Raw genomic sequence first — 20,320 nt, forward strand, 5'->3', positions numbered from 1 at the left:
TACAATCTAATATATGGGCGAGTGATGTAAAATAGAAGGAGTATTCATGTCAAAATCAAGGAAAAATGAAGACTAATCTACTCCATGTACAAGCTTGGAAGTCATACATAAATCTTAATAGCAGTGTAGAGTACTTCTGAACAAAAATACAAACATTTTTCGTCAGCGAAGGAGGCGAATTCGCATGCAAATCTTGAAGCTGAATGACCAGCCGATCGAACAGTATGATTACCTGAATGCCATCCCCGGGGGAGAGGTCGCAGAGGCTCAGCTGCCCATATATCATGGTACGGTTTCCGGGCTGCCAGAGGGTATAGATGCACTTATTGTGGCTTCAGATCTGCAGGGCATTGTGCCTGTGCCCCGGATGGAAACGCACACGATGACAGCCGATGCAGCGGCTGAATCCGACATGGATGTATTGCTCGGTGTAATGCTGCCCGCCCATGTCCGGCTGCTGCTGGAGGTGGAATGGCCGGAGGTTGATCCGGATCGTGTGGGAGTGTTACTGTGCGGAGACCTGTATGCCCGTCGTGGCAAAAGGGGAGCAAGCGGCAATCCGGTTCCCGTCTGGCTTGCCTTCCGGCAAGCCTTCGGCTGGGTTGCCGGCGTGGACGGCAACCATGATCTCACCGATGAAGCAGGCGCTCATCGGCTGCACAGCAGCAAGGGCATCCACTACATGGATGTCCCAGCCGTCATTGACGCAGGCCCGCCAGCGGATGGCCCTGCGCCGCATGCTGCCGCCCAGTCACAGCTGCTGCGCATCGCTGGCCTGGGCGGCATTATCGGCAGGCCGGACAAGCCGAACCGGCTGCCGGAGAAGCACTACCTGCAATCCGTGAACAAGCTGCTGAAGCAGCAGCCGGATTGCTTGCTGCTGCACCAAAGCCCGGGCATTCCCGAGCTTGGGCTCAGGGGTGAACCACTGATCCGGCAGGCCCTGGAGGCCGGGCCGGAGACGGTCGTCTTTTGCGGACATACCCACTGGCATACGTCCCTTGTGCAGCTGAACAACGGTACGCAGATCGTGAATGCCGACAGCAAGCTGTTTATTTTGACAAGCTATATAAGTTGAACTAACCATTTACACAATAACGGAGAGGACAGAACCAATCTGTAGAAGCGAAGCGTTCGCCTAAAAGCTTTCTGCAAGAAAGCTACATCGAAAGCATACGCTTATCCCCGGATTTTCCCCTTACTTCTAGTGAATCATAAAAATCTGGGGATAACAGCGATCGGAAGATGGTTCTGACCGCGTAGTGGTCCAGTGTAAAATGATTCGCTCACCTGAGTGAAACCCATTACATCGCCCATCCTTATCTGGTATGATAAGCAGGAAAATTAGAGATAAAGGAAGGTTCCACTTATGACACCGATCACCATTTATGACATCGCGAAAGAAGCGAACGTATCTGTTGCGACCGTCTCCCGAGTGCTCAACGATACGGCACCCGTGCGGGCAAGCACGAGGGAGAAGATCATGTCGATTATCGAGAAGCACCAGTTCCAGCCCAATGCGCAGGCACGTAGCCTGATCAAGAAAGAGACGGGCACGATTGCCATCATCCTTCCCGACATTACCAATCCGTTCTTCCCGGAAGTATTCTGGGGCGCCGAGAATGAGGCACGCGGCTTGGGATACACGTTCTTTCTGTGCAATACGGCGGGGGATTACAACCGGGAGTCCGAGTATCTGTCCATTTTGCGGGAAAAGCGGGTGGACGGCATTATTTTCCTCGGTGGAAGAATCAACATGCAGCATTGTCCGGACGACATGGCTCAGGAATTGATCGATATGGGCAAACGTATGCCGATTGTTTTGGTGAATGGCAATATTCCCAAAGGAGGTTTCCACCGGGTTTATACGGATGAAGCGGCAGGAGCTGTACTCGCTGCGGAACATTTGCTGGAACTTGGACATCGGGATATCGCTTTTGTAGGCGGATTGAGAGAACTGTCCACAACAATGGTCAAGGTCAAGGCCGTGCAGAAAAAACTGAAGGAGCATGGACTCGAAATTCCGAAAGAACGCCAGCTGCTGGGCAGTTTCTCCATCGATGACGGCAAACGGGAGATGTCCAAGCTGCTGGAGCAGGACAATCCACCGACAGGAGTCATCTGCGTGAACGATTACACCGCCATTGGTGCGATCAAGGCAACGATTGAACATGGCCTGTCGATTCCGCAGGATATTTCCATCGTGGGATTCGATGATACACCGCTGGCCAGTGCAGTTATTCCGGAACTAACGACCGTGTCACAGAATACGTATCAGCTTGGCAAGCTGGCGGTGGATAAGCTGCATGAGCTGATTAATCAGGGACAAGCGAAGAAGCAAACCGTGCTGCAGCCGGAGCTGATTATCCGTCAGAGCACTGGATCTGCCAAGCAGTAAAGGGACGGACATCTGGAAAAGAAAGCGTTGACATTCCCTCGAAAGGTGAAATATAATGAGTCCGTAAATGAAACCCCTTTCATGAAGTGGAACGGGTTTTAGTTTTAAGCTTTATGAAACCCATTTCATGAAATGGGTTTCAGTGTGGTCATCCATTCATTATTTCGAGGGGGCGTACCGTATGAGAAGAAGTTTAAAGGTCATTTCATTATTGATGTTGGTTATGGTTGTGGTTCTGACAGCTTGCAGCAGCGGAAACGGCGGCGATTCAGCCGGCGGGACCGGAGGCAAGGTTGATCTAAGCATGACCATCTGGGGCTCGGAGGATGAGAAGAAGATTTACCAGGAGAGACTCGACATTGTGAAACAGACATATCCCGATATTAATGTGAAGCTCAACGTGGTTGCCGGGGATTATGACCAGAAGGTACAGACCATGATCGCCGGGGGAACTGCGCCCGACATCATGATGATTGCCGAGAACTATCAGGCGTACGCCTCCAAAAATCAGATTATCCCGCTAGATGAGATGATCCAGGCGAACAATGTCAACATGTCAGAGCGTTACTCGGATGACATCGCGAACCTCATGAAATACGATGGCAAGCAGTTCGGCATGCCGGACCGCGCAGGCGCGATGGTACTCTTTTATAACAAGGATCTGTTCGATAAGGCCGGGGTGGAATATCCAACCAAGGACTGGACCCAGGAAGACCTGCTTGAAGCAGCCAAGAAGCTGACGGTGCAGGAGAACGGCAAGACGGTTCAATGGGGGTACTACCCGGGAAGCTGGTGGCCGCAGTGGATGCAGCTGATCTACCAGAATGGCGGATCGCTGTTCGACGAGAGCGGCAAGCCAACCTTCAATACTGAACCGGTGCGCAATGCGCTGCAATTCATGAATGACCTGATCTTCACGCATGGTGCTGGACCGACGCCGACGGAGATTGCCGACATGGGGAATATCGGTGCGGACCCGTTGTTCGCTCAGGGCAAGATCGCGATGGAAACGACAGGGTTCTGGAACATCGGTTCACTGGCCAAGGTGGAAGGCATCAACTGGGACATCTCTCCGGTATGGGGGGAGACGAACGCGTTCTTCAACGGCTTCACCATCACGAATGCATCGAAACACAAGGAGGAAGCATTCAAGATTATTGAAGCACTGACGACGCCTGAGGCACAGATGCCGATGATCAAGGCAGGGCAGGATGCACCAGCTACGAAAGCGGGACTGTCCAGCGATGAATTCCTGAATGCCGAATATGGCGGCAAGAAGATCAACATGGCTGCGTTCAGCGAATCCACCATTTATGCAGAACCCTTCAACCCGCAATGGAACGAAATGATGAAACTGATCAATGACAAGCTTGGCGTCTACTTCAACAACAAGGCTTCACTGGATGATACGGTAACCGAAATTCAGAGTGGGCTGGAACGACTCTACAAATAGCATGGACAGGGGGACAGATGGAGCGCAGCACATGAACTTGTGCGGATCTCCATCTGCTCTCTACGTCATGGGGAGGGCTTAATGTGAGAAAAAAAGACGGGAAATGGTTTTATCTCTTCATCTCGCCTTGGCTGATCGGTTTCCTGGGGCTTACCCTGGGTCCGATCCTGTTTTCCATCTATATGAGCTTCACCAACTGGGATCTGTTCCAGACCCCGGAATTTATCGGTATCGACAACTACAAAACGCTGCTCACCGATGATCCACTGTTCTGGAAGTCCGTGGGCAATACGTTCTTCTATGCATTGATATCCATTCCACTGGGCATGTCGATCTCCCTCTGGATCGCCTATTATTTGAACAAAAAAATCAAGGGCATTACCTTTTTTCGCATCTTGTTCTATCTGCCGTCGGTCGTACCGGTTGTAGCAAGCTCGCTGCTCTTCATTCATTTGCTGGCACCGACCGAAGGGTTGATTAACAAGGCTCTGTCCATCTTCGGCATTCCGGGTCCTGCCTGGCTGCTCGATCCGAACTGGGTCAAACCTGCATTGATTCTTATGTCCCTCTGGGGCGTTGGGGGTGGCGTGGTACTGCTGCTGGCGGGTATGAAAGGCATTCCCCAGGAGCTGTACGAGGCTGCTGCCATTGACGGAGCGAAGAGCACACAGTCCTTCTTCCATATTACCTTTCCGATGCTCACGCCCGTCATATTCTTCAATCTGGTTACCGGGATGATCGGAGCGCTGCAGACGTTCGCACAGGTGTTCATTGTTACCGCGGGCGGCCCTGACAATGCGAGCCAGATGGTCGTTCCCTACCTGTTCCAGAATGCATTCCAGTTCTACAAAATGGGCTACGCCTCAGCCATAGCCTGGGTGCTGTTCATTATCATCATGGCACTCACCCTGGTTGTGTTCCGTTCATCGGCACTATGGGTGCACTACGAGGAGGGAAAAGCGAATGAGTAATCCATCCACTGCGGAGAAAACGATATCCTACATTTTTCTGATCCTGGTCGGGGTGCTGCTTGCTTCGCCCTTCCTGTACATGATCTCGATTGCGCTGGCGAGTGACGCAACTACGGTGAAGTCAGCCTTTACATTTGTGCCGCTGGAATTTCAATGGTCGAACTTCTACACGATTTTCACCAACAATAACCTGGGCACCTATTTGAAAAATTCAATCATCATTACCGTATTCACCATCGTGGGCTCGGTCCTGTCGGCTTCCATCGTTTCTTACGGCTTCGCCCGCATCAAGGCCAAAGGCAGCCGGTTTCTGTTCATCGTCCTGCTAAGCACAATGATGATTCCGGGTGAGGTCACCATGGTGCCGCAGTTCATCATCTTCCGTCATCTGGACTGGATCAATACATTTTATCCGCTCATCGTACCGAGCTTCTTCGCAGGGGCGTTCAACGTATTCCTGATCCGGCAGTTTGTGATGAGCATTCCGAAGTCGCTGGATGAAGCCGCGATGATCGATGGTATGGGACATCCGGGTATCTACTGGAAAATCATCATGCCGCTCACGTATCCCATCCTGGCAGCCATCGCCATTTTCTCGTTCTCCTATAACTGGGGGAACTTCATGGGGCCGCTCATCTACATTAATGATCCGGAGAAAATGCCGCTTGCGCTTGGCGTTCAGCTCCTGACTACCGTTGGCGGCGGGCAGATGCCTCCATGGAACCTGGTCATGATTGCTTCCTTGTTCCTGACCATTCCGATGGTACTGGTCTACCTGTTCGGACAGCGTTATGTCTATGAAGCCAACATTAGCGGGGGCAGCAGCGGAATCAAGTAACGGGAGGTATGTACAATGATCGAACCTGTCGTGAAAATCAGTGGATGTCATGTTCATGCATGGAGAAGGGATTGGGTGAACCATGGCGGATAACAAACAACGCAGCAGCCGCAAAAGGAGCTATACCCTGATCGGTATGGCCCTGATTGTGCTTCTGGCGGGAGGAGGAATCATTATGAATCAATTTGCCAATGAAAAATCAGGGACACTCGCATTTGAGGGTGAGCCGGTACGTCTGCAACTGGAACAGTCCTATGACCATTTTGAAGGATGGGGCACGTCGCTTGCATGGTGGGCCAACGATCTGGGGGGATGGAAGGATCAGGCGAAGGTCAATGAAGTCATGGATCTGGTCTTTGATGCGGACAAAGGGCTGGGACTGAACATCGTCCGTTACAATATCGGCGGAGAAGAAAACCCGGAAATGAAGGCGCTTCGCCCTGGCGGTGATGTTCCCGGCTTCCAGCCTGAACCTGGCGTGTGGGACTGGGATGCGGATGCAGGGCAGCGGTCGGTGCTGCAGGGCTCCCTGGAACGCGGAGTTAACATCACTGAGGCATTCTCCAACTCACCACCGTATTGGATGACAATCAGCGGATCGGTAACAGGTGCCGTAGACGGCGGCAATAATCTGCGTGAGGATCAGTATGATGCCTTTGCCGATTATTTGACCGAAGTGGTGAAGCATTACCGGGATGAGTGGGGCATTACGTTCCGGACGCTGGATCCCTTGAATGAACCATCCTCGGACTGGTGGAAAAAAGGCAATATGCAGGAAGGCAGTCACTTCAGCAACGACAAGCAGGCCGAGATCATCAAGAAGGTGGCTGCATCGCTGAAGAGCAAGGGATTGGATGGTACGGTCATCAGTGCTGCGGACGACAACAGTATTGATGAGACTGTGCACAACTTCAGCATCTATGATCAGGATACGCTGGATGTGATCGCGCAGATCAACACCCATTCTTATAATGGAAGCAAAATGGAGGAACTGCGCACCCTGGCCGAGCGGCACGGCAAGAAATTGTGGATGTCCGAGTATGGCACGGGAGGCAGTGAACCTCATCATCACGAAGATATGACATCCGTACAGGAACTGGCGGAGCGGATCATGTTTGATCTGAAAATCATGCAGCCTTCTGCCTGGGTCTACTGGCAGGCGGTTGAAGATGAAGGTGCGAATAATAACTGGGGCTTCATCCATGCCCATTTTAACGGGGATGAGCAGTTTGAGATGACCAAACAGTATTACGGCATGGCCCAGTTCACCAAGTACATTCGTCCGGGTATGCAGATTATACCGACCGATGATGGACGTACGCTGGCTGCCTATGACACAGATCGCCAGAGACTGGTGCTGATCATCCGTAATGAACTGTCTGCCGGGAAAAAGGCGTTTGATTTGCAGTCTTTTGATATTGGGAATTCATCTACAGCACAGGTGTACCAGACCTCACCGGACCGGAATATGGAACAGCTTGAGGACATTCCGGTGTATGCCAATGGAGTGGAAGTGCCTTTGGCGGACAATTCCGTGACCACCGTGGTTCTGGAAGCTGTAACGTTGAAGGCGGGCGAGTAGATGAAGCAGACGCAGATCCATTCGCTGGATTAGGAACAGACGAATGACATATGAACTCAAACATTTAAGAAGGAGGGGAACGCTTTGACAGAGAAACGATCCCTTTTGCTTCATGAGCAGGAGAAGAATACAGAACCTGGGGCTGACAACCGTGTTACTTCGGAATGGAGTTATGACCGGCATAGCTTCATGTGGAATGGACAACGCGTATTTCTGAACAGTGCAACGATTCATTACTTCCGGATGCCAAGGGAAGAGTGGAGAGAGGTACTGGTAAAGGCCAAACTGGCCGGCATGAACTGCATCGATACGTACTTTGCCTGGAACGTACATGAACCCGAGGAAGGACAGTGGAATTTCGAAGGAGATCATGACTGCGGGGCTTTCCTGGATCTGTGTGCCGAACTGGGTATGTGGGTCATTGCCCGTCCAGGCCCGTTCATCTGTGCAGAATGGGATTTTGGTGGATTTCCTTACTGGCTGGAAACGAAGCCAAACGTGAAATTCCGTGAAAACAACGAAACCTACCTTCATTATGTGGACCTGTACTTCGACCGGATTATACCGATCATCCGTGAGCGCCAGGTTTCCACTGGAGGAAGCGTCATTCTTGTTCAGGTCGAGAACGAATACGGGTATTTGATGGATGACGCCGCAGCAAGCGACCATATGATCCGCCTCCGGGATGGATTGCTGCGGCGGGGTATCGAAGTTCCGCTCATTACCTGTGTAGGGGGTGCAGAGGGGACCATCGAAGGGGCTAACTTCTGGTCAGGTGCTGACGGGCATTATGCGAGGCTGCGTGATAAACAGCCGGATACGCCGAAGATGGTTACCGAGTTCTGGACCGGATGGTTCGAGAATTGGGGCGGACCCTCTGCCATTCAGAAAACGGCGCCCTTACTGGAAAAGCGGCTGATGGAGGTTCTCCGTGCCGGGTATACCGGGATCAGCCACTACATGTTCTATGGCGGGACCAACTTTGGCGGATATGGCGGAAGAACCGTGGGCAGCAGCGACATATTCATGGTCACTTCGTATGACTATGATGCACCGCTGAATGAATACGGTCGTGTGACGCCGAAGTATGCGGTAACGAAGAAGTGGTCCTATTTCGTGAATGCGCTCGGAGCGTTCTTCATGGAATCCGAAGAGATCCCGGAAGCGGAGATTAGCCCGCGCCATCCCAAAGGGACCTCCATACGAGGCCGGCGTTCTGGCGACCAGACGATCTGGTTTCTGGAGAGTCACTTGGATGAACGTCAGACGGTGCCCATTACGCTGGAAGAAGGACGGACCCTTCCTGTTGCTTTGGACCCTGGGCAGATCGTTCCGGTTTTTGACCGGATTCGGATTGCAGATGATGTTTTCCTGACTGGTGGTGTGTGGATTGCAGGCAACGAAATGGTGAATGGTGAACGAACGTTGTTCATTGTGGGAGATACAGGACAGCGTTCAGTTGTGGAACTAGAAGCTCCGTCCCTGCGAGTGATAAGCAGCAGCATGCAGCTGCTCCTGGATCACGATCCCGAAAGTGATGTCCAGCGCCTGGATTTGTTCCATTTCCGTGAACCCGGGACGATTCGTCTGGAGGCTGGCGGTGTCCTGCTCCGTATCATTGTACTGGACAGTAAAGCGATGGCCAGAACCTGGAGAATCGAAGGCACGGATCAGGAACAACTGCGTTATGTGATCGGGTTGGATGATGTTGACATTCTGCCATCCGGGCAGGTCAAGGGCATGATCTCCGATCCGGATCGGTCCATGATGCTGCTCGGTGGCTGGCCCTGTGGTGAACAGATGCTGACTGGACGCGAGTTCATCCACCCGGATGCCTCAGTGGAGTCCAGTCATGCGGAGGATACGCAGGATTACTATGCCACGAAGGGCACTCACTATCAGCAGCTGCCAGTGCTGCCGATGCCCCCAAGGTTGTCTGGATCCCCGGACGTATCGCGTATAAAGTTGGAAGCAGCGGCGCAATCACCAAGCGGTCAGCCGGAACACTTCGCTAAGTACGGGCAGGATTACGGATATCTGCTCTATGAATGCGACTTCCACAGTGAGGAAGGCAGTGCGAGCAATCTCATTCTGCCGGATCTTCAGGATACGGCCAGAGTATACATGGGTGGCGTTGAACAGGCGCTGGTAAGACAGGTTGGTGCGGCGGCTATCCCGGTGAGGACTGTGAAAGGAACGAACAGGCTCAAGATCCTGATCCAGCACATGGGAAGGCTCAATTTCTCCCCACATCTGGGAGAGAGCAAAGGATTGGCAGGCCCTGTGTATCTTGGCGGCTCCGTACAGGATATCCGGCGGGACTGGCAAGCAGCAAATGGAATTGTTCATCTGGATGAAGTAAATCAGCTGGAGGAACATCCGCTTCTCAGCCGGAATTTCACGCTGGGTGGCATGGACCGTGCCATTCTGGTTGGAGCTGTGAGCAAAGGGCTGCGAGTTAATGGCATCGATGTACCGCTCGAAGGATATCAGGACTGGTTTTCATTCCATACGGTGGATCTGTCACTTTATTTGAAACCGGGTGAGGTCAACACACTGGAGATGCCTTACAGCACCAGCCCTCTGAACCGATTGGAGCTTATTCTGTACCGAAATGAAGATGAGCTGACAGACTGGCGCATGGCTGGCAGCGAAGCACTGCTTCCCAAGCAGTGGACAACGCAGGGTACTTTCGATGAGTCGGCTGAGCCAAGGGAAACCAAGGATGTTGTTCAGTATAATGGCAATCGTATGGCCAGTCCGCTGATTGATCGTTCATATGGCCAGCCGGTGTGGTACCGTTGGAAGTTCTCCCGGCCTGATGTACCGGAACATTACCAAGTGAATCTGATGGTCAGGCTTACCGGAATGAGCAAGGGAACACTCCATTTGAATGGACATCATCTGGGCCGATATTGGCAGATTGGTCCGCAGGAAGATTACAAAGTTCCTGTTTCCTGGCTCCAGGACGAGAATGAACTGCTCGTATTTGACGAGGAAGGTTGTGCACCTGATCGAATGCGACTTCTGTTTGATAAGCCGTCCCGATACCCATGGGTTGTAATCGAATAACCATCAAGTGTGAATAGGCGCGGTTAACCGTGTGCAGTAGGACTCCTTTTTGAACAGTACGGTGATTGTTTCTATCATCTGCTGTGCAATATAGGAGTCTTTTTTTCATGTTTTTGGTACAATGGATAGGAAACATATGGATAATGGATAAATAGAGTTTGATGACAGTTTGGCTTAAAGGAGACGATCCATGAATACCCCGTTTGTGTTTGACGAATTCCCTATGCTTAAGACCGACCGCTTCAACCTGCGAGCTGCAAATGAACAGGATGCCTTGGATGTTTTGGCGTTGTATTCCAATGAGACGGTTGTGGAATTCATGCCGTTTACGCCTTTTGAGAGTGTGAACGATGCGATGGATGAGATCGGTTGGTATACGAAGATTTTCAGGGAGCAGTCCGGTCTGCGCTGGATGATTGAAGATCCTGAGTCCGGTAAGGTGGTGGGTACCTGCGGGTTCCTCAATAGAGAAGAAGTACATAACCGTGCAGAGATCGGATACGATTTGCATCCCGAGTATTGGGGGAAGGGCGTCATGACTGAGGTAGCACGTGCCGTGCTGCATTTTGGCTTCATGAACATGCAGCTGAACAAGATTGAAGCGAGAGTGGAACCGAAGAATGTGGCCTCGATCAGACTGCTGCATAAGCTTGGTTTTCAACAGGAAGGTCTGCTGCGGCAGCAAGAGTTTGAAAAGGGACGGTACATCGATCTTGCGGTGTTCTCCAAGTTAAAGAGCGAGGTATAGGAAACACAACTTGGAAGGATTCAAATAGTCTAAAGGCCGCGCCTCTTCTCGGCCGAACGAAGACCGGACCATGTTCCGGTCTTTTTTCGTTTTTTTGGAAACCCTTCATGAACGGTGCATTATCCATATCAGACGGGGAGATCGTCCATGGAAGGATGGAAGGGCCTTGGATATAATCAAAAGTTACTGCATTAACAACAAGGAGGAATTGTCAATGAAACAGGTCATAAATCAAGATGGCATGGGTCCGGGAGTGATCTTGCCGGGGACATCTGTATATAAGTTACGTGCTGAACGGAGTGGACGCGAGTATGTAATTAATGTTTTTGTTCCGGAGATCGCTCCCCCTTCCAGTGGATATCCCGTGATCTATCTGCTTGATGCCAATGCCGTGTTCGGTACCATGGTTGAGGCGATGCGTGTTCAATCCGCTCGTTCGGACAAAACGGGAGTGGTCCCTGCAGTGATTGTCGGGATTGGTTACGAGGCTAAGCAGCCCTTCCCACCAGAAAGATACTACGATTTCATGATGCCGGTTCCGGAAGTGGACTTGCCTCGAAGACCGGATGGCGCAAGCTGGCCTGAACATGGAGGGGCAGAAGCGTTCATGCATTTTATTGAAGAACAGTTGAAGCCGGAGGTGGAGGAGAAGTATTCCATCGATCGCAGCAGGCAATCCATCGTAGGTCACTCCCTCGGCGGGTTATTGGTATTGCAGATGCTGCTGGGCAATCCCGGAACGTTTCGCCATTACATCGCAGGCAGTCCGTCCATCCACTGGAATTCTGCTTGGATTGTGCAGCAGAGAGCGTCGTGGGTCTCGCGCGCGGAGAATTGCGGGAAGGAGATGCATGTTTTAATCACAGCAGGGGAGCAGGAAGGAAGCCACCCGAGCGGCGTAGTGGGCCGTTCCAGGGAGCTCGCACATTGGCTGGGCCAGACCGGACTTGAGGGCTTCAGTGCCGAGTTTACATGTTTTGCAGATGAAGGTCATATTTCGGTACTGCCGATATTGATGAGCAGGGCAATCCGGTTTGCCTCCAGAGGATAGTGGATCATTTCTTTTTCTAATGTGTCGATCCTGAGAAGGTCGTGCGACATCCTGCGTAAATTTGATATACTAAAACGAGTAAATGAGAATGGTTATCAAATGGAGGCAGGAAAATAGATGATTTCCCAAAACTTTCACAAGGATCGCCTGGTGGGTTCCGAACATCCGCTCGATCGTCTGACTTTGAAAATACGAGATATTGAGAAAATCAAATCCACAACAGGTTGGGTGCTGCCCCAGCAGCATACATCGTCTTATATATTGGTGTTGGTTACAGGTGGTGAAGCTTTATTAACCCTGGATCACCGTTCTGTGAACATTAGGGCACAAGGCGTATATTCATGTGTGCCTGAATCGACGTTTGGCTTGGCATCTTTTGGAGAAGAAGGCGCTGAAGTAACGCTGGTCCGCTTCGATCTGTATGAGGAAGACCAAGAAGACACAAGTTCGCTGCGTCTCATTAAAGACACACCTTTGTTTCGATCTGGTAGGGAACTGGCTGTCGCTTCCACCCTGCAGCTGGCTTTCCGTTGTGAAGAAATGAATAACTTCTGGCACAGCGGCAAGCCGATGGGCCGTTACCATGCTTATCTGGAATTCCTGCAGTTCCTGGTTCACGTTACAGAGGCTCACACACCACTCAAGGAAGACTCGCAAATGTTGATTCAGCGTACCAAAGAATACATTGATGAACATTCCAATGAGAATCTGACGGTGGAGCTTCTCGCAGGCATGGCCGGACTCAGCCCGAAATATTACGTGGACTTGTTCAAACGAAGATATGGAATGAGCACCACTGACTACATATCAGGACTTCGGATCAACCGGGCGAAGCAATTCATGGCCAGCACGGATCTGCGTCTGCGGGACATCGCCCATCAGGTCGGGTATCAGGATGAGTTTTACTTTAGTCGCAAATTCAAAAAAATCGTAGGCGTATCCCCTTCGGTATATATGAACAGCCGCCGCCGCAAAATTGCCGCCTATCATATCGGGGTCACGGGACATTTGCTGGCGCTGAACATGACTCCGTATGCTGCCCCGCTGCACCCCAAATGGACGGCCTATTACTATCGCATGTTCGGCAAGGACATCCCGGTGCACCTTAGTGCCTATCGTCTGGACGTGGAATGGGAATCCAAAATCCAGGCTCTGCAGGAGCATCAACCCGAATTGATTATCAGTTATGACCATTTGCGGCCTGAAGAGAGGAAACGGCTAGAAGAGATTGCGCCTGTGCAGTATATTGCAGCTTCGGAGCATTCTTGGCGCGTACAGCTGCAGACGCTGGCTGCGCAGGTGGGGGTTAAGCAGGATGCCGAAGCCTGGCTGGCAAGCTATGACCTCAAGGTCCAGCAGGCTAAGGTGCTGGTGCAGCAGGAACTCGGTAATGGCACAGCTGTAGTTGTACGCCTGCTGAAACAGCAGTTCACCCGGTACAGCTCACCTTCCATGGCGGAGGTTTTCTATGGTGATTTGGGGGTTAGACCCGCCTATTCGAGTCCACAGGGCGCGGTATACAACGAACCCATTAGCCTGGAACAATTAAGTGCCATGAAGGTGGATTGCATTTTCCTGATGGTGTGTCAGGAGAGTGAAACATTATCCGTATGGGAGGATGTGCAGAAAACATCCCTATGGCAAAACATCAAGGCGGTGCAGAATAACCGTCTGTTTATCATTACGGCTGACCCTTGGCTTGAAAATTCCCCTGTATCCAATGAACGAATGGTGGATGACATGATGAATCTGTTTCGGTAAATAATCCATAGGGATTCAGGACAGAGTCCATGGTCCTGTTTGTCATTCTTGTTTATCATTCAATAATGATTATTATTCTCAATTGGAGAATGGAACTATTGAAGGGGGATCACTAGAGATGAAGAAAAAACTGGGGTTGCTGCTGGCATTGATCTGTATGCTGACTGTTCTGGCGGCATGCGGTAATCAGGAAGATACAGCAGGAGGAACGGAAAATTCAGCGCAGGCCGAAAGTACGGCAGCGAGTAGTGAAACGGACACGAGCCAAGCAGAAGAAGGAACACGTACCATTCAGTATCTCGATCAGGAATACACGGTTCCAGCAGATGTTCAACGAATCGTAATTACGGGTTCGATGGAAGCGATGGAGGATGCACTGGTACTGGATGTACACCCTGTAGGTGCAATTACCTTTGGCGGAGAGTTCCCGGAGATGTATACCTCGATTACCGATCAAGCGGAGTCTATTGGACAGAAGATTGAGCCAAACTTTGAAACCATATTGTCACTGAAACCGGACATTATTCTGGGAACCACCAAATTCAAGCCTGAAGTGGCTGAGCAGCTCGGCAAAATTGCCCCATTCATTCAGGTATCTCACATTTCCACGAACTGGGAGGCGAATCTGAATCTGCTGGCTGAGTTGACAGGCAAGCAGGAGCTGGCCAAACAGGAGATTGAACAATACAAAGCAGCCCTGACAACGGCTCAGGCAGAGCTCGGTGATACACTGCAGAACAAAAAGGTCGTGGCGGTCCGAATCCGTAATGGACAGATGTATGTATATCCCGAGTCGGTCTTCGTGAACCCGATCCTGTACAATGACCTTGGATTCCAGGTCCCTGTCGAGATTCAGGCAGCGAAAGCACAGGAAGCGATCTCCGTGGAGAAATTTGCCGAGATGAATCCGGATGTGGTGTTTATTCAATTCGAAGCAACAGAGAATGCAGACACGCCGAATGCGCTTGAAGATCTGAAGAATAATCCGATTCTGCAGAAGACGACAGCCCTGCAAAATAATCAGGCGTTTGTTAACGTAATTGATCCGCTTGCCGAAGGAGGCCCGGCGTGGAGCCGAATTCATTTCCTGGAGGCCGCTGTTGAGCAGCTAACCAAATAATTAGAGCAAGGCGTGTATAATCCATGCAAAAAAGAAGATTGAATCCGGGGGTGCTGTTCGCAGCAGCACCCCTGATTATTGCAGCCACCATTCTGGCATCCATTCTGTATGGAGCCAAAAATATTGATGTTTCCACGGTCATTGCAAGTATCTTTCAATTTGACACGAACAGCATCGATCATCAGATCATTGTGTCTTCACGGCTTCCACGCGTGATCGGTGCTCTGCTGATCGGCGCTTTTTTGGCCGTATCCGGGGCTCTCATGCAGGGGATGACAAGAAACTATCTTGCCTCCCCTTCCATTATGGGGGTATCCGACGGGTCGGTCGTTTTAATCACGCTATGCATGGTATTTATGCCGAATACGTCTTCCCTTGGGCTTATTTTTTATTCCCTGGCGGGATCTGCTCTGGGAGCAGGGCTCGTATTTTTCATTGCCTGGCTGCTGCCCGGCGGAATGTCCCCGGTGCGGCTTGCTATCCTGGGCACGATTATTGGCACGTTTCTAGGTGGTGTGTCGCAGGCAGTAGCAACCTACTATCAGGTCTCCCAGAACATCAGCTTCTGGTACAACGCCAGACTGCATCAGATGGATCCAACCATGATCAAGCTGATTATTCCCTTTGCCGTGGTGGGATTGGCACTGGCGCTGTTCCTTTCGAAGTCCGTTACCATTCTGTCCATGGGAGATGACGTTGCGACAAGTCTGGGACAACGGACCGCATGGGTCAAGGCATTATCCATCTTGAGTGTTGTTATTTTAACGGGGATATCCGTGGCTCTGGCGGGGAAGATCGCATTTGTCGGTTTGTTGATACCGCACATTACACGTTTTTTCTTCGGTGTGGATTATCGCTGGGTTGTTCCTTGTTCCGCCATTCTGGGCGGCATATTCCTTGCATGGTGCGACATTCTGAGTCGGTTCATTAATTCACCATTTGAAACACCAATTGGGGTTGTCACCGCATTGTTTGGCGTGCCATTTTTCCTCTATCTGATCAAGACCAAAGGAGGGGGAAAACATGCTTGAACGGAAGCGGGGAAGATTATGGACCGTTATATTCGTATGTGCAGCTATTATCGCAACGGCAATGTATATCAGTCTAACGAACGGTACGTTCGATATCTCGGTCATGGAGGTAGTCAAAACCTTATTGCGGCTGGACCCTGTGCATGAACATGACCTGGTTATTTTCGACTTCAGGCTGCCGCGGATCGTCATTGCTCTGCTGCTTGGGCTGGGACTCGGCATTGCAGGGGCGGTTATTCAGGGGATTGCCCGCAATCCGCTGGCTGATCCAGGCATGCTTGGAATCAACGCAGGAGCGGGAACGGCCATGGTGCTGTTTATGCTTCTGTTCCAGGGTTCCATATCGGGGACCGGCTGGTTATCCATTATGGCCATGCCGCTGTTTGGGCTGATCGGAGGCTTAGTGGCGGTAACTCTTATTCTGTGGTTTGCCCAGGAGAGGGGCCAGCTGGATTCGCAGCGGCTGATACTGGTCGGCATCGCGATCGGTTCGGGCTTCAGTGCGATTACGCTCTATCTTTCCCTGAAGATGAACCCTGGGGACTTTGAGATGGCCACCGTCTGGTTGACGGGCAGTATCTATAATGCCAACTGGCGCTTCATTGCGGCCATGATTCCCTGGCTGGTGCTGCTTATTCCACTGCTTTGGTTGAAATCCCGTGTACTTGATGTGATGCAGCTGCAGGAGGCCAGCAGCCAGGGGCTCGGCGTGGATGTGCATCGGGAGAGAAAACTGCTGCTGCTCGGCAGTGTTGGTCTGGTCAGCGCCTGTGTTGCCGTATCCGGCAGTATCGGATTTGTTGGTCTCATCGCTCCTCACATTGCCAGAAGACTGGTAGGTCTTCATTATAAGCGGGTCATTCCGGTATCCGGGCTGGTGGGTATGGCCATGGTCGTTGTGGGTGATCTGATTGGCAAAACCTTATTTGCCCCGGCAGAGCTGCCTGTAGGCATCGTGATCTCCATTATCGGAGTACCGTATTTTATATTTTTGCTGCTCAAAAACCGGATGTGATTGGCCGGACTCGCATTGGAAGAGAGGAATCCTAGCATGAGTAAATGGATACATGAGACAGTGGGCGGCTGGACGCTTCATATTCTTCTTCCGCCCTCCTACGCCGATGGAGGTCGTTATCCTGTCGTATATGTTCAGGATGGGGGAGCAGTAGCCAAGGCCGGCAGCAATCTTCTGGATCATTATTATCGAACGGGAAGGCTGCCGGAAGTGATTTTGGTTGGCATTGAGCCCCATAATCGGAACGATGATTATACGCCTTGGCCATTGCCTGCCCTTACGGCTTCGTTTTCGTCTTTTGGGGGGCATGGCAGAACCTATCTGGATACGATCATCAAGCAGTTGAAACCGCACGTGGATTCGAACTACCGCACATGGGCAGATCGAGCGAATACGGGGATCATGGGTTGTTCCCTCGGGGGATTGATCTCCCTGTATGCAGCCACCGAATTCCCGCACGTATTCGGCAAGGTAGGGGCGTTGTCTGCATCGATGTGGTACGAAGGCTTTTTGGATTACTTGACCGGGCAATCCTGGTCTGATCGAAGTGAGCTGAAGCTGTACATGTATGTAGGCAGCCTGGAGGGGTTCTACAAACAAAATATTCAGGCCCATATGCTGGACTATACGCGTGCAGCGGTCAGGGCGATTCTGGCAAAGGGATATCCCGCTGACCAGTTGAACTACGTGGAGGAAGAGGGAGGAACACATGACCTGCTGTTCTTTGCCAAACATTTTCCCGAAGCGCTTGAGTGGCTGTTCACCTAGACGGAACTGACTCTGAGCAGCCCTCGTCCCATTTCCAGGCGGATAGCCTTGTCCTTATGAATTCGCCCATGCTATATTGGGGAGATGTGAGGAGATGAGGATATGAAGCTGGTGTCCTGGAATGTGAATGGTTTAAGGGCATGCGTTACCAAAGGATTCATGGATTATTATAAGGAAAGCCAGGCCGATATTTTCTGTGTGCAGGAGACCAAACTTCAGGCAGGACAGATTGAGATGGACCTCGGGGAAGATGTGTATCAATACTGGAACTATGCGATCAAAAAAGGATATTCCGGTACCGCCGTATTTACCCGGATCAAGCCGTTATCCGTCCGCTATGGGATGGAGGAGGACAGCGAACCGGAAGGCCGGATGATTACGCTGGAGTTTGACCGCTTTTACCTGGTGAATGTATACACTCCCAATGCGAAGCGTGATCTGACCCGTCTTCCCTATCGACTGGAGTGGGAGGATCGTTTCCTAAAATATATCCTGCAGCTAGAGCAGACCAAGCCGGTCATTGTCTGTGGTGACCTGAATGTGGCTCATCAGGAGATTGACCTGAAGAATCCGAAGCCCAATATGGGCAACTCCGGATTTACGCTGGAAGAGCGGGGGAAAATGACCGAACTGCTGGCGGCGGGATATGTTGACAGCTTCCGGCATTTGTATCCGGATCGCACGGACGTATATAGCTGGTGGTCTTATATGCCTAAGGTACGGGAGCGGAATGTGGGCTGGCGTATTGATTATTTTCTCGTGTCCAATCAATTGGCGCCACTGGTTGAAGATGCAAACATCGACTGTCATGTGATGGGCAGTGACCACTGTCCAGTCGGACTGACGTTACAACTATAGCATGCGCAGAAGAGGCTGAACTTCATAATAAGATGAGAACCGCAGGTTCCCGATAATTCATCGGGGATTTGCGGTTTTTTGGTGTGAACTGGGCCATTTATTACCTCCTAATAAAACTCTGGACAGTCCCTTCTCAGCCCGCAGGGTAGGTCATGAACTGGACTTTGGTTGGGGGAAGAACTGGACCCCGGATTGTTCCGGTTACAACGGATCTTGGGTAGGATTAAAGAATACATATAGGATCGTTATGCAAGGCATAGACGAAGATGAGATTAGCGTGTAAGGGGTAGAGAAGCGATGAACAAGGGTTTACGGAGAGTGGTGAAAGTATTAGGTGGCCTGATGCTGACGACAGGTCTGCTGCTGCTTACAGGTACGGCTTACGAAGCTTATCAGTCTGCACAGGATATGAAGTCATATACGCCGCCTGGCAGGCTGTATGAGGTAAGTGGACGTAATATGCACCTCTACTCGGCGGGAAAGGGACCGGTGACTGTTGTACTCGCATCAGGCTGGGGAACACCCAATCCCTACGTGGATTTCAGTCCGCTGTATGACAAGCTGAAATCCCATGTGAAAATTGCCGTGTATGACCGATTCGGGTATGGATACAGCGACTATACAGAGCAGCCGCGTGACATCGATACCGTTGTAGATGAAGTTCATCAATTGCTGCGCAAATCCGGTCAGCGACCACCGTACATCATGGTAGGTCACTCCCTCGGATCTCTGGAGACCATTCGATATGCTCAAATGTATCCGGATGAAGTGGCAGGTATCGTTATGATCGATGGGGGCAGTCCTGAATATTACAGCACGGTGGAGATGGATACACCAGACTGGTACTTCGATTCAGCAAGATTTCTGGTGAAAACAGGTATTGCACGAACATTGCTGCATTCGGATCGGATGATGGCAACACTGGTTATTGACCCGGACCTGGTTGCGGAACCGATGAAAAAGGCCGCTACCAGTTCGACGCTGAAGCATGCGTACAACGACAACGTGATGGATGAGCTTCATCGTTCCAAGATTAACGCAGCCCATGTGCTGGAGAACAAACAGCAATTGTCCTTTCCTCTAACCATTCTTACGGCCGGATCAGATCAATCAAGTGAGGGAGGCCGGGCATGGCAGGCAGATCAAGCCGAGTTTGCCTCATGGTCCATACAGGGGAGACAGCAGATTGTTCCTCACGCCAAGCATTACATCCATAATAGTCAACCGGATGCCGTTGCGGGTGCCATTTTGGACATGGCTGAATCCACAGGTCATCAATGAAACATATCATCTCCGAAACAAACAGCGAACAGGAGGCAGAATGGATGAGAAAATTAAGGGTCGTCACCAAGTTCGCATCCTTGCTCCTGGCAAGTAGTGTACTCTCTCTCTTGATTCTAACGCTCTCTTTCTTGTGCTTCACAGCCAGAGTAGATGCAGCATCTGTAGCACATTTTACCGAACAGTCGGATTACTTCGTTCATGTGTTTCGATTATTTTTCTAGGTCAATGATAGAAATGAATGGCTAATACTTTGCATGAAAGCAGCCTGATGCTGCATTCGTGCAAAGTATTTTTGATTTCGACTGGAAACCTAACAAGTTACATGGTATGTTATATGTTTATACTAGAGTAGTAGACAACTATAGAAGAG

The 20,320-nt window shown here is 51.0% G+C and carries 17 protein-coding genes; all 17 read left to right on the forward strand.

Going from position 1 to position 20,320, the window contains the following annotated elements; translation table 11 throughout:
* Positions 1–184: 184 nt before the first annotated feature.
* The 17 genes from CHI14_RS16775 to CHI14_RS16855 all read left to right on the forward strand — a co-directional run bounded on the left by CHI14_RS16775 (position 185) and on the right by CHI14_RS16855 (position 20,171).
* Entirely contained in the window at positions 185–1,078 is an 894-nt protein-coding gene (locus tag CHI14_RS16775) for a metallophosphoesterase family protein (RefSeq protein WP_095289647.1), read from the forward strand.
* A 291-nt stretch (positions 1,079–1,369) separates the two neighbouring features.
* Positions 1,370–2,398 (forward strand): LacI family DNA-binding transcriptional regulator, encoded by a 1,029-nt coding sequence (locus CHI14_RS16780; protein ID WP_095289648.1) that lies wholly within the window; start codon positions 1,370–1,372, stop codon positions 2,396–2,398.
* Between the two features lie 181 nt (positions 2,399–2,579).
* Positions 2,580–3,851 (forward strand): ABC transporter substrate-binding protein, encoded by a 1,272-nt coding sequence (locus CHI14_RS16785; RefSeq protein WP_095289649.1) that lies wholly within the window; start codon positions 2,580–2,582, stop codon positions 3,849–3,851.
* Positions 3,852–3,934: 83 nt separating this feature from the next.
* Positions 3,935–4,822: a carbohydrate ABC transporter permease gene (locus CHI14_RS16790; RefSeq protein ID WP_095289650.1), complete on the forward strand. Its 888-nt coding sequence runs from the start codon at positions 3,935–3,937 to the stop codon at positions 4,820–4,822.
* Complete coding sequence (locus tag CHI14_RS16795) at positions 4,815–5,660, forward strand: carbohydrate ABC transporter permease (RefSeq protein ID WP_095289651.1); 846 nt, start codon at positions 4,815–4,817, stop codon at positions 5,658–5,660. Before CHI14_RS16790 ends, CHI14_RS16795 begins: the two co-directional genes overlap by 8 nt.
* An 82-nt stretch (positions 5,661–5,742) precedes the next feature.
* On the forward strand, positions 5,743–7,242 hold the full coding sequence (locus CHI14_RS16800; protein WP_095289652.1) for a glycoside hydrolase family 30 protein: 1,500 nt from the start codon (positions 5,743–5,745) through the stop codon (positions 7,240–7,242).
* Between the two features lie 84 nt (positions 7,243–7,326).
* Positions 7,327–10,314 (forward strand): beta-galactosidase, encoded by a 2,988-nt coding sequence (locus tag CHI14_RS16805; protein ID WP_095289653.1) that lies wholly within the window; start codon positions 7,327–7,329, stop codon positions 10,312–10,314.
* A 190-nt stretch (positions 10,315–10,504) separates the two neighbouring features.
* The gene (locus CHI14_RS16810; protein ID WP_095289654.1) at positions 10,505–11,062 is read left to right on the forward strand and encodes a GNAT family N-acetyltransferase; all 558 of its coding nucleotides are present in this window, start codon (positions 10,505–10,507) and stop codon (positions 11,060–11,062) included.
* 214 nt (positions 11,063–11,276) lie between these two features.
* Positions 11,277–12,113 carry an alpha/beta hydrolase gene (locus CHI14_RS16815; RefSeq protein ID WP_095289655.1) on the forward strand — a complete coding sequence of 279 codons (837 nt, stop codon included), beginning with the start codon at positions 11,277–11,279 and terminating at the stop codon, positions 12,111–12,113.
* A gap of 117 nt (positions 12,114–12,230) precedes the next feature.
* Positions 12,231–13,874, forward strand: coding sequence for an AraC family transcriptional regulator (locus tag CHI14_RS16820; protein WP_095289656.1), 1,644 nt, complete (start codon positions 12,231–12,233; stop codon positions 13,872–13,874).
* A 118-nt stretch (positions 13,875–13,992) separates the two neighbouring features.
* Positions 13,993–14,994, forward strand: a complete 1,002-nt coding sequence (locus CHI14_RS16825) for an ABC transporter substrate-binding protein (protein WP_095289657.1) — start codon at positions 13,993–13,995, stop codon at positions 14,992–14,994.
* 23 nt (positions 14,995–15,017) lie between these two features.
* Complete coding sequence (locus tag CHI14_RS16830; RefSeq protein ID WP_095289658.1) at positions 15,018–16,025, forward strand: FecCD family ABC transporter permease; 1,008 nt, start codon at positions 15,018–15,020, stop codon at positions 16,023–16,025.
* Complete coding sequence (locus tag CHI14_RS16835) at positions 16,018–17,040, forward strand: FecCD family ABC transporter permease (RefSeq protein ID WP_095289659.1); 1,023 nt, start codon at positions 16,018–16,020, stop codon at positions 17,038–17,040. Before CHI14_RS16830 ends, CHI14_RS16835 begins: the two co-directional genes overlap by 8 nt.
* A gap of 36 nt (positions 17,041–17,076) precedes the next feature.
* Positions 17,077–17,808 (forward strand): alpha/beta hydrolase, encoded by a 732-nt coding sequence (locus CHI14_RS16840; RefSeq protein WP_095289660.1) that lies wholly within the window; start codon positions 17,077–17,079, stop codon positions 17,806–17,808.
* 102 nt (positions 17,809–17,910) lie between these two features.
* Positions 17,911–18,666 (forward strand): exodeoxyribonuclease III, encoded by a 756-nt coding sequence (locus CHI14_RS16845; RefSeq protein WP_095289661.1) that lies wholly within the window; start codon positions 17,911–17,913, stop codon positions 18,664–18,666.
* Positions 18,667–18,963: 297 nt separating this feature from the next.
* The gene (locus CHI14_RS16850) at positions 18,964–19,947 is read left to right on the forward strand and encodes an alpha/beta fold hydrolase (RefSeq protein WP_095289662.1); all 984 of its coding nucleotides are present in this window, start codon (positions 18,964–18,966) and stop codon (positions 19,945–19,947) included.
* 44 nt (positions 19,948–19,991) lie between these two features.
* On the forward strand, positions 19,992–20,171 hold the full coding sequence (locus tag CHI14_RS16855; RefSeq protein WP_095289663.1) for a hypothetical protein: 180 nt from the start codon (positions 19,992–19,994) through the stop codon (positions 20,169–20,171).
* Positions 20,172–20,320: the final 149 nt, after the last annotated feature.

It is taken from the genome of Paenibacillus sp. 7516, from assembly GCF_002272715.1.
GTDB lineage: Bacteria > Bacillota > Bacilli > Paenibacillales > Paenibacillaceae > Paenibacillus > Paenibacillus illinoisensis_A.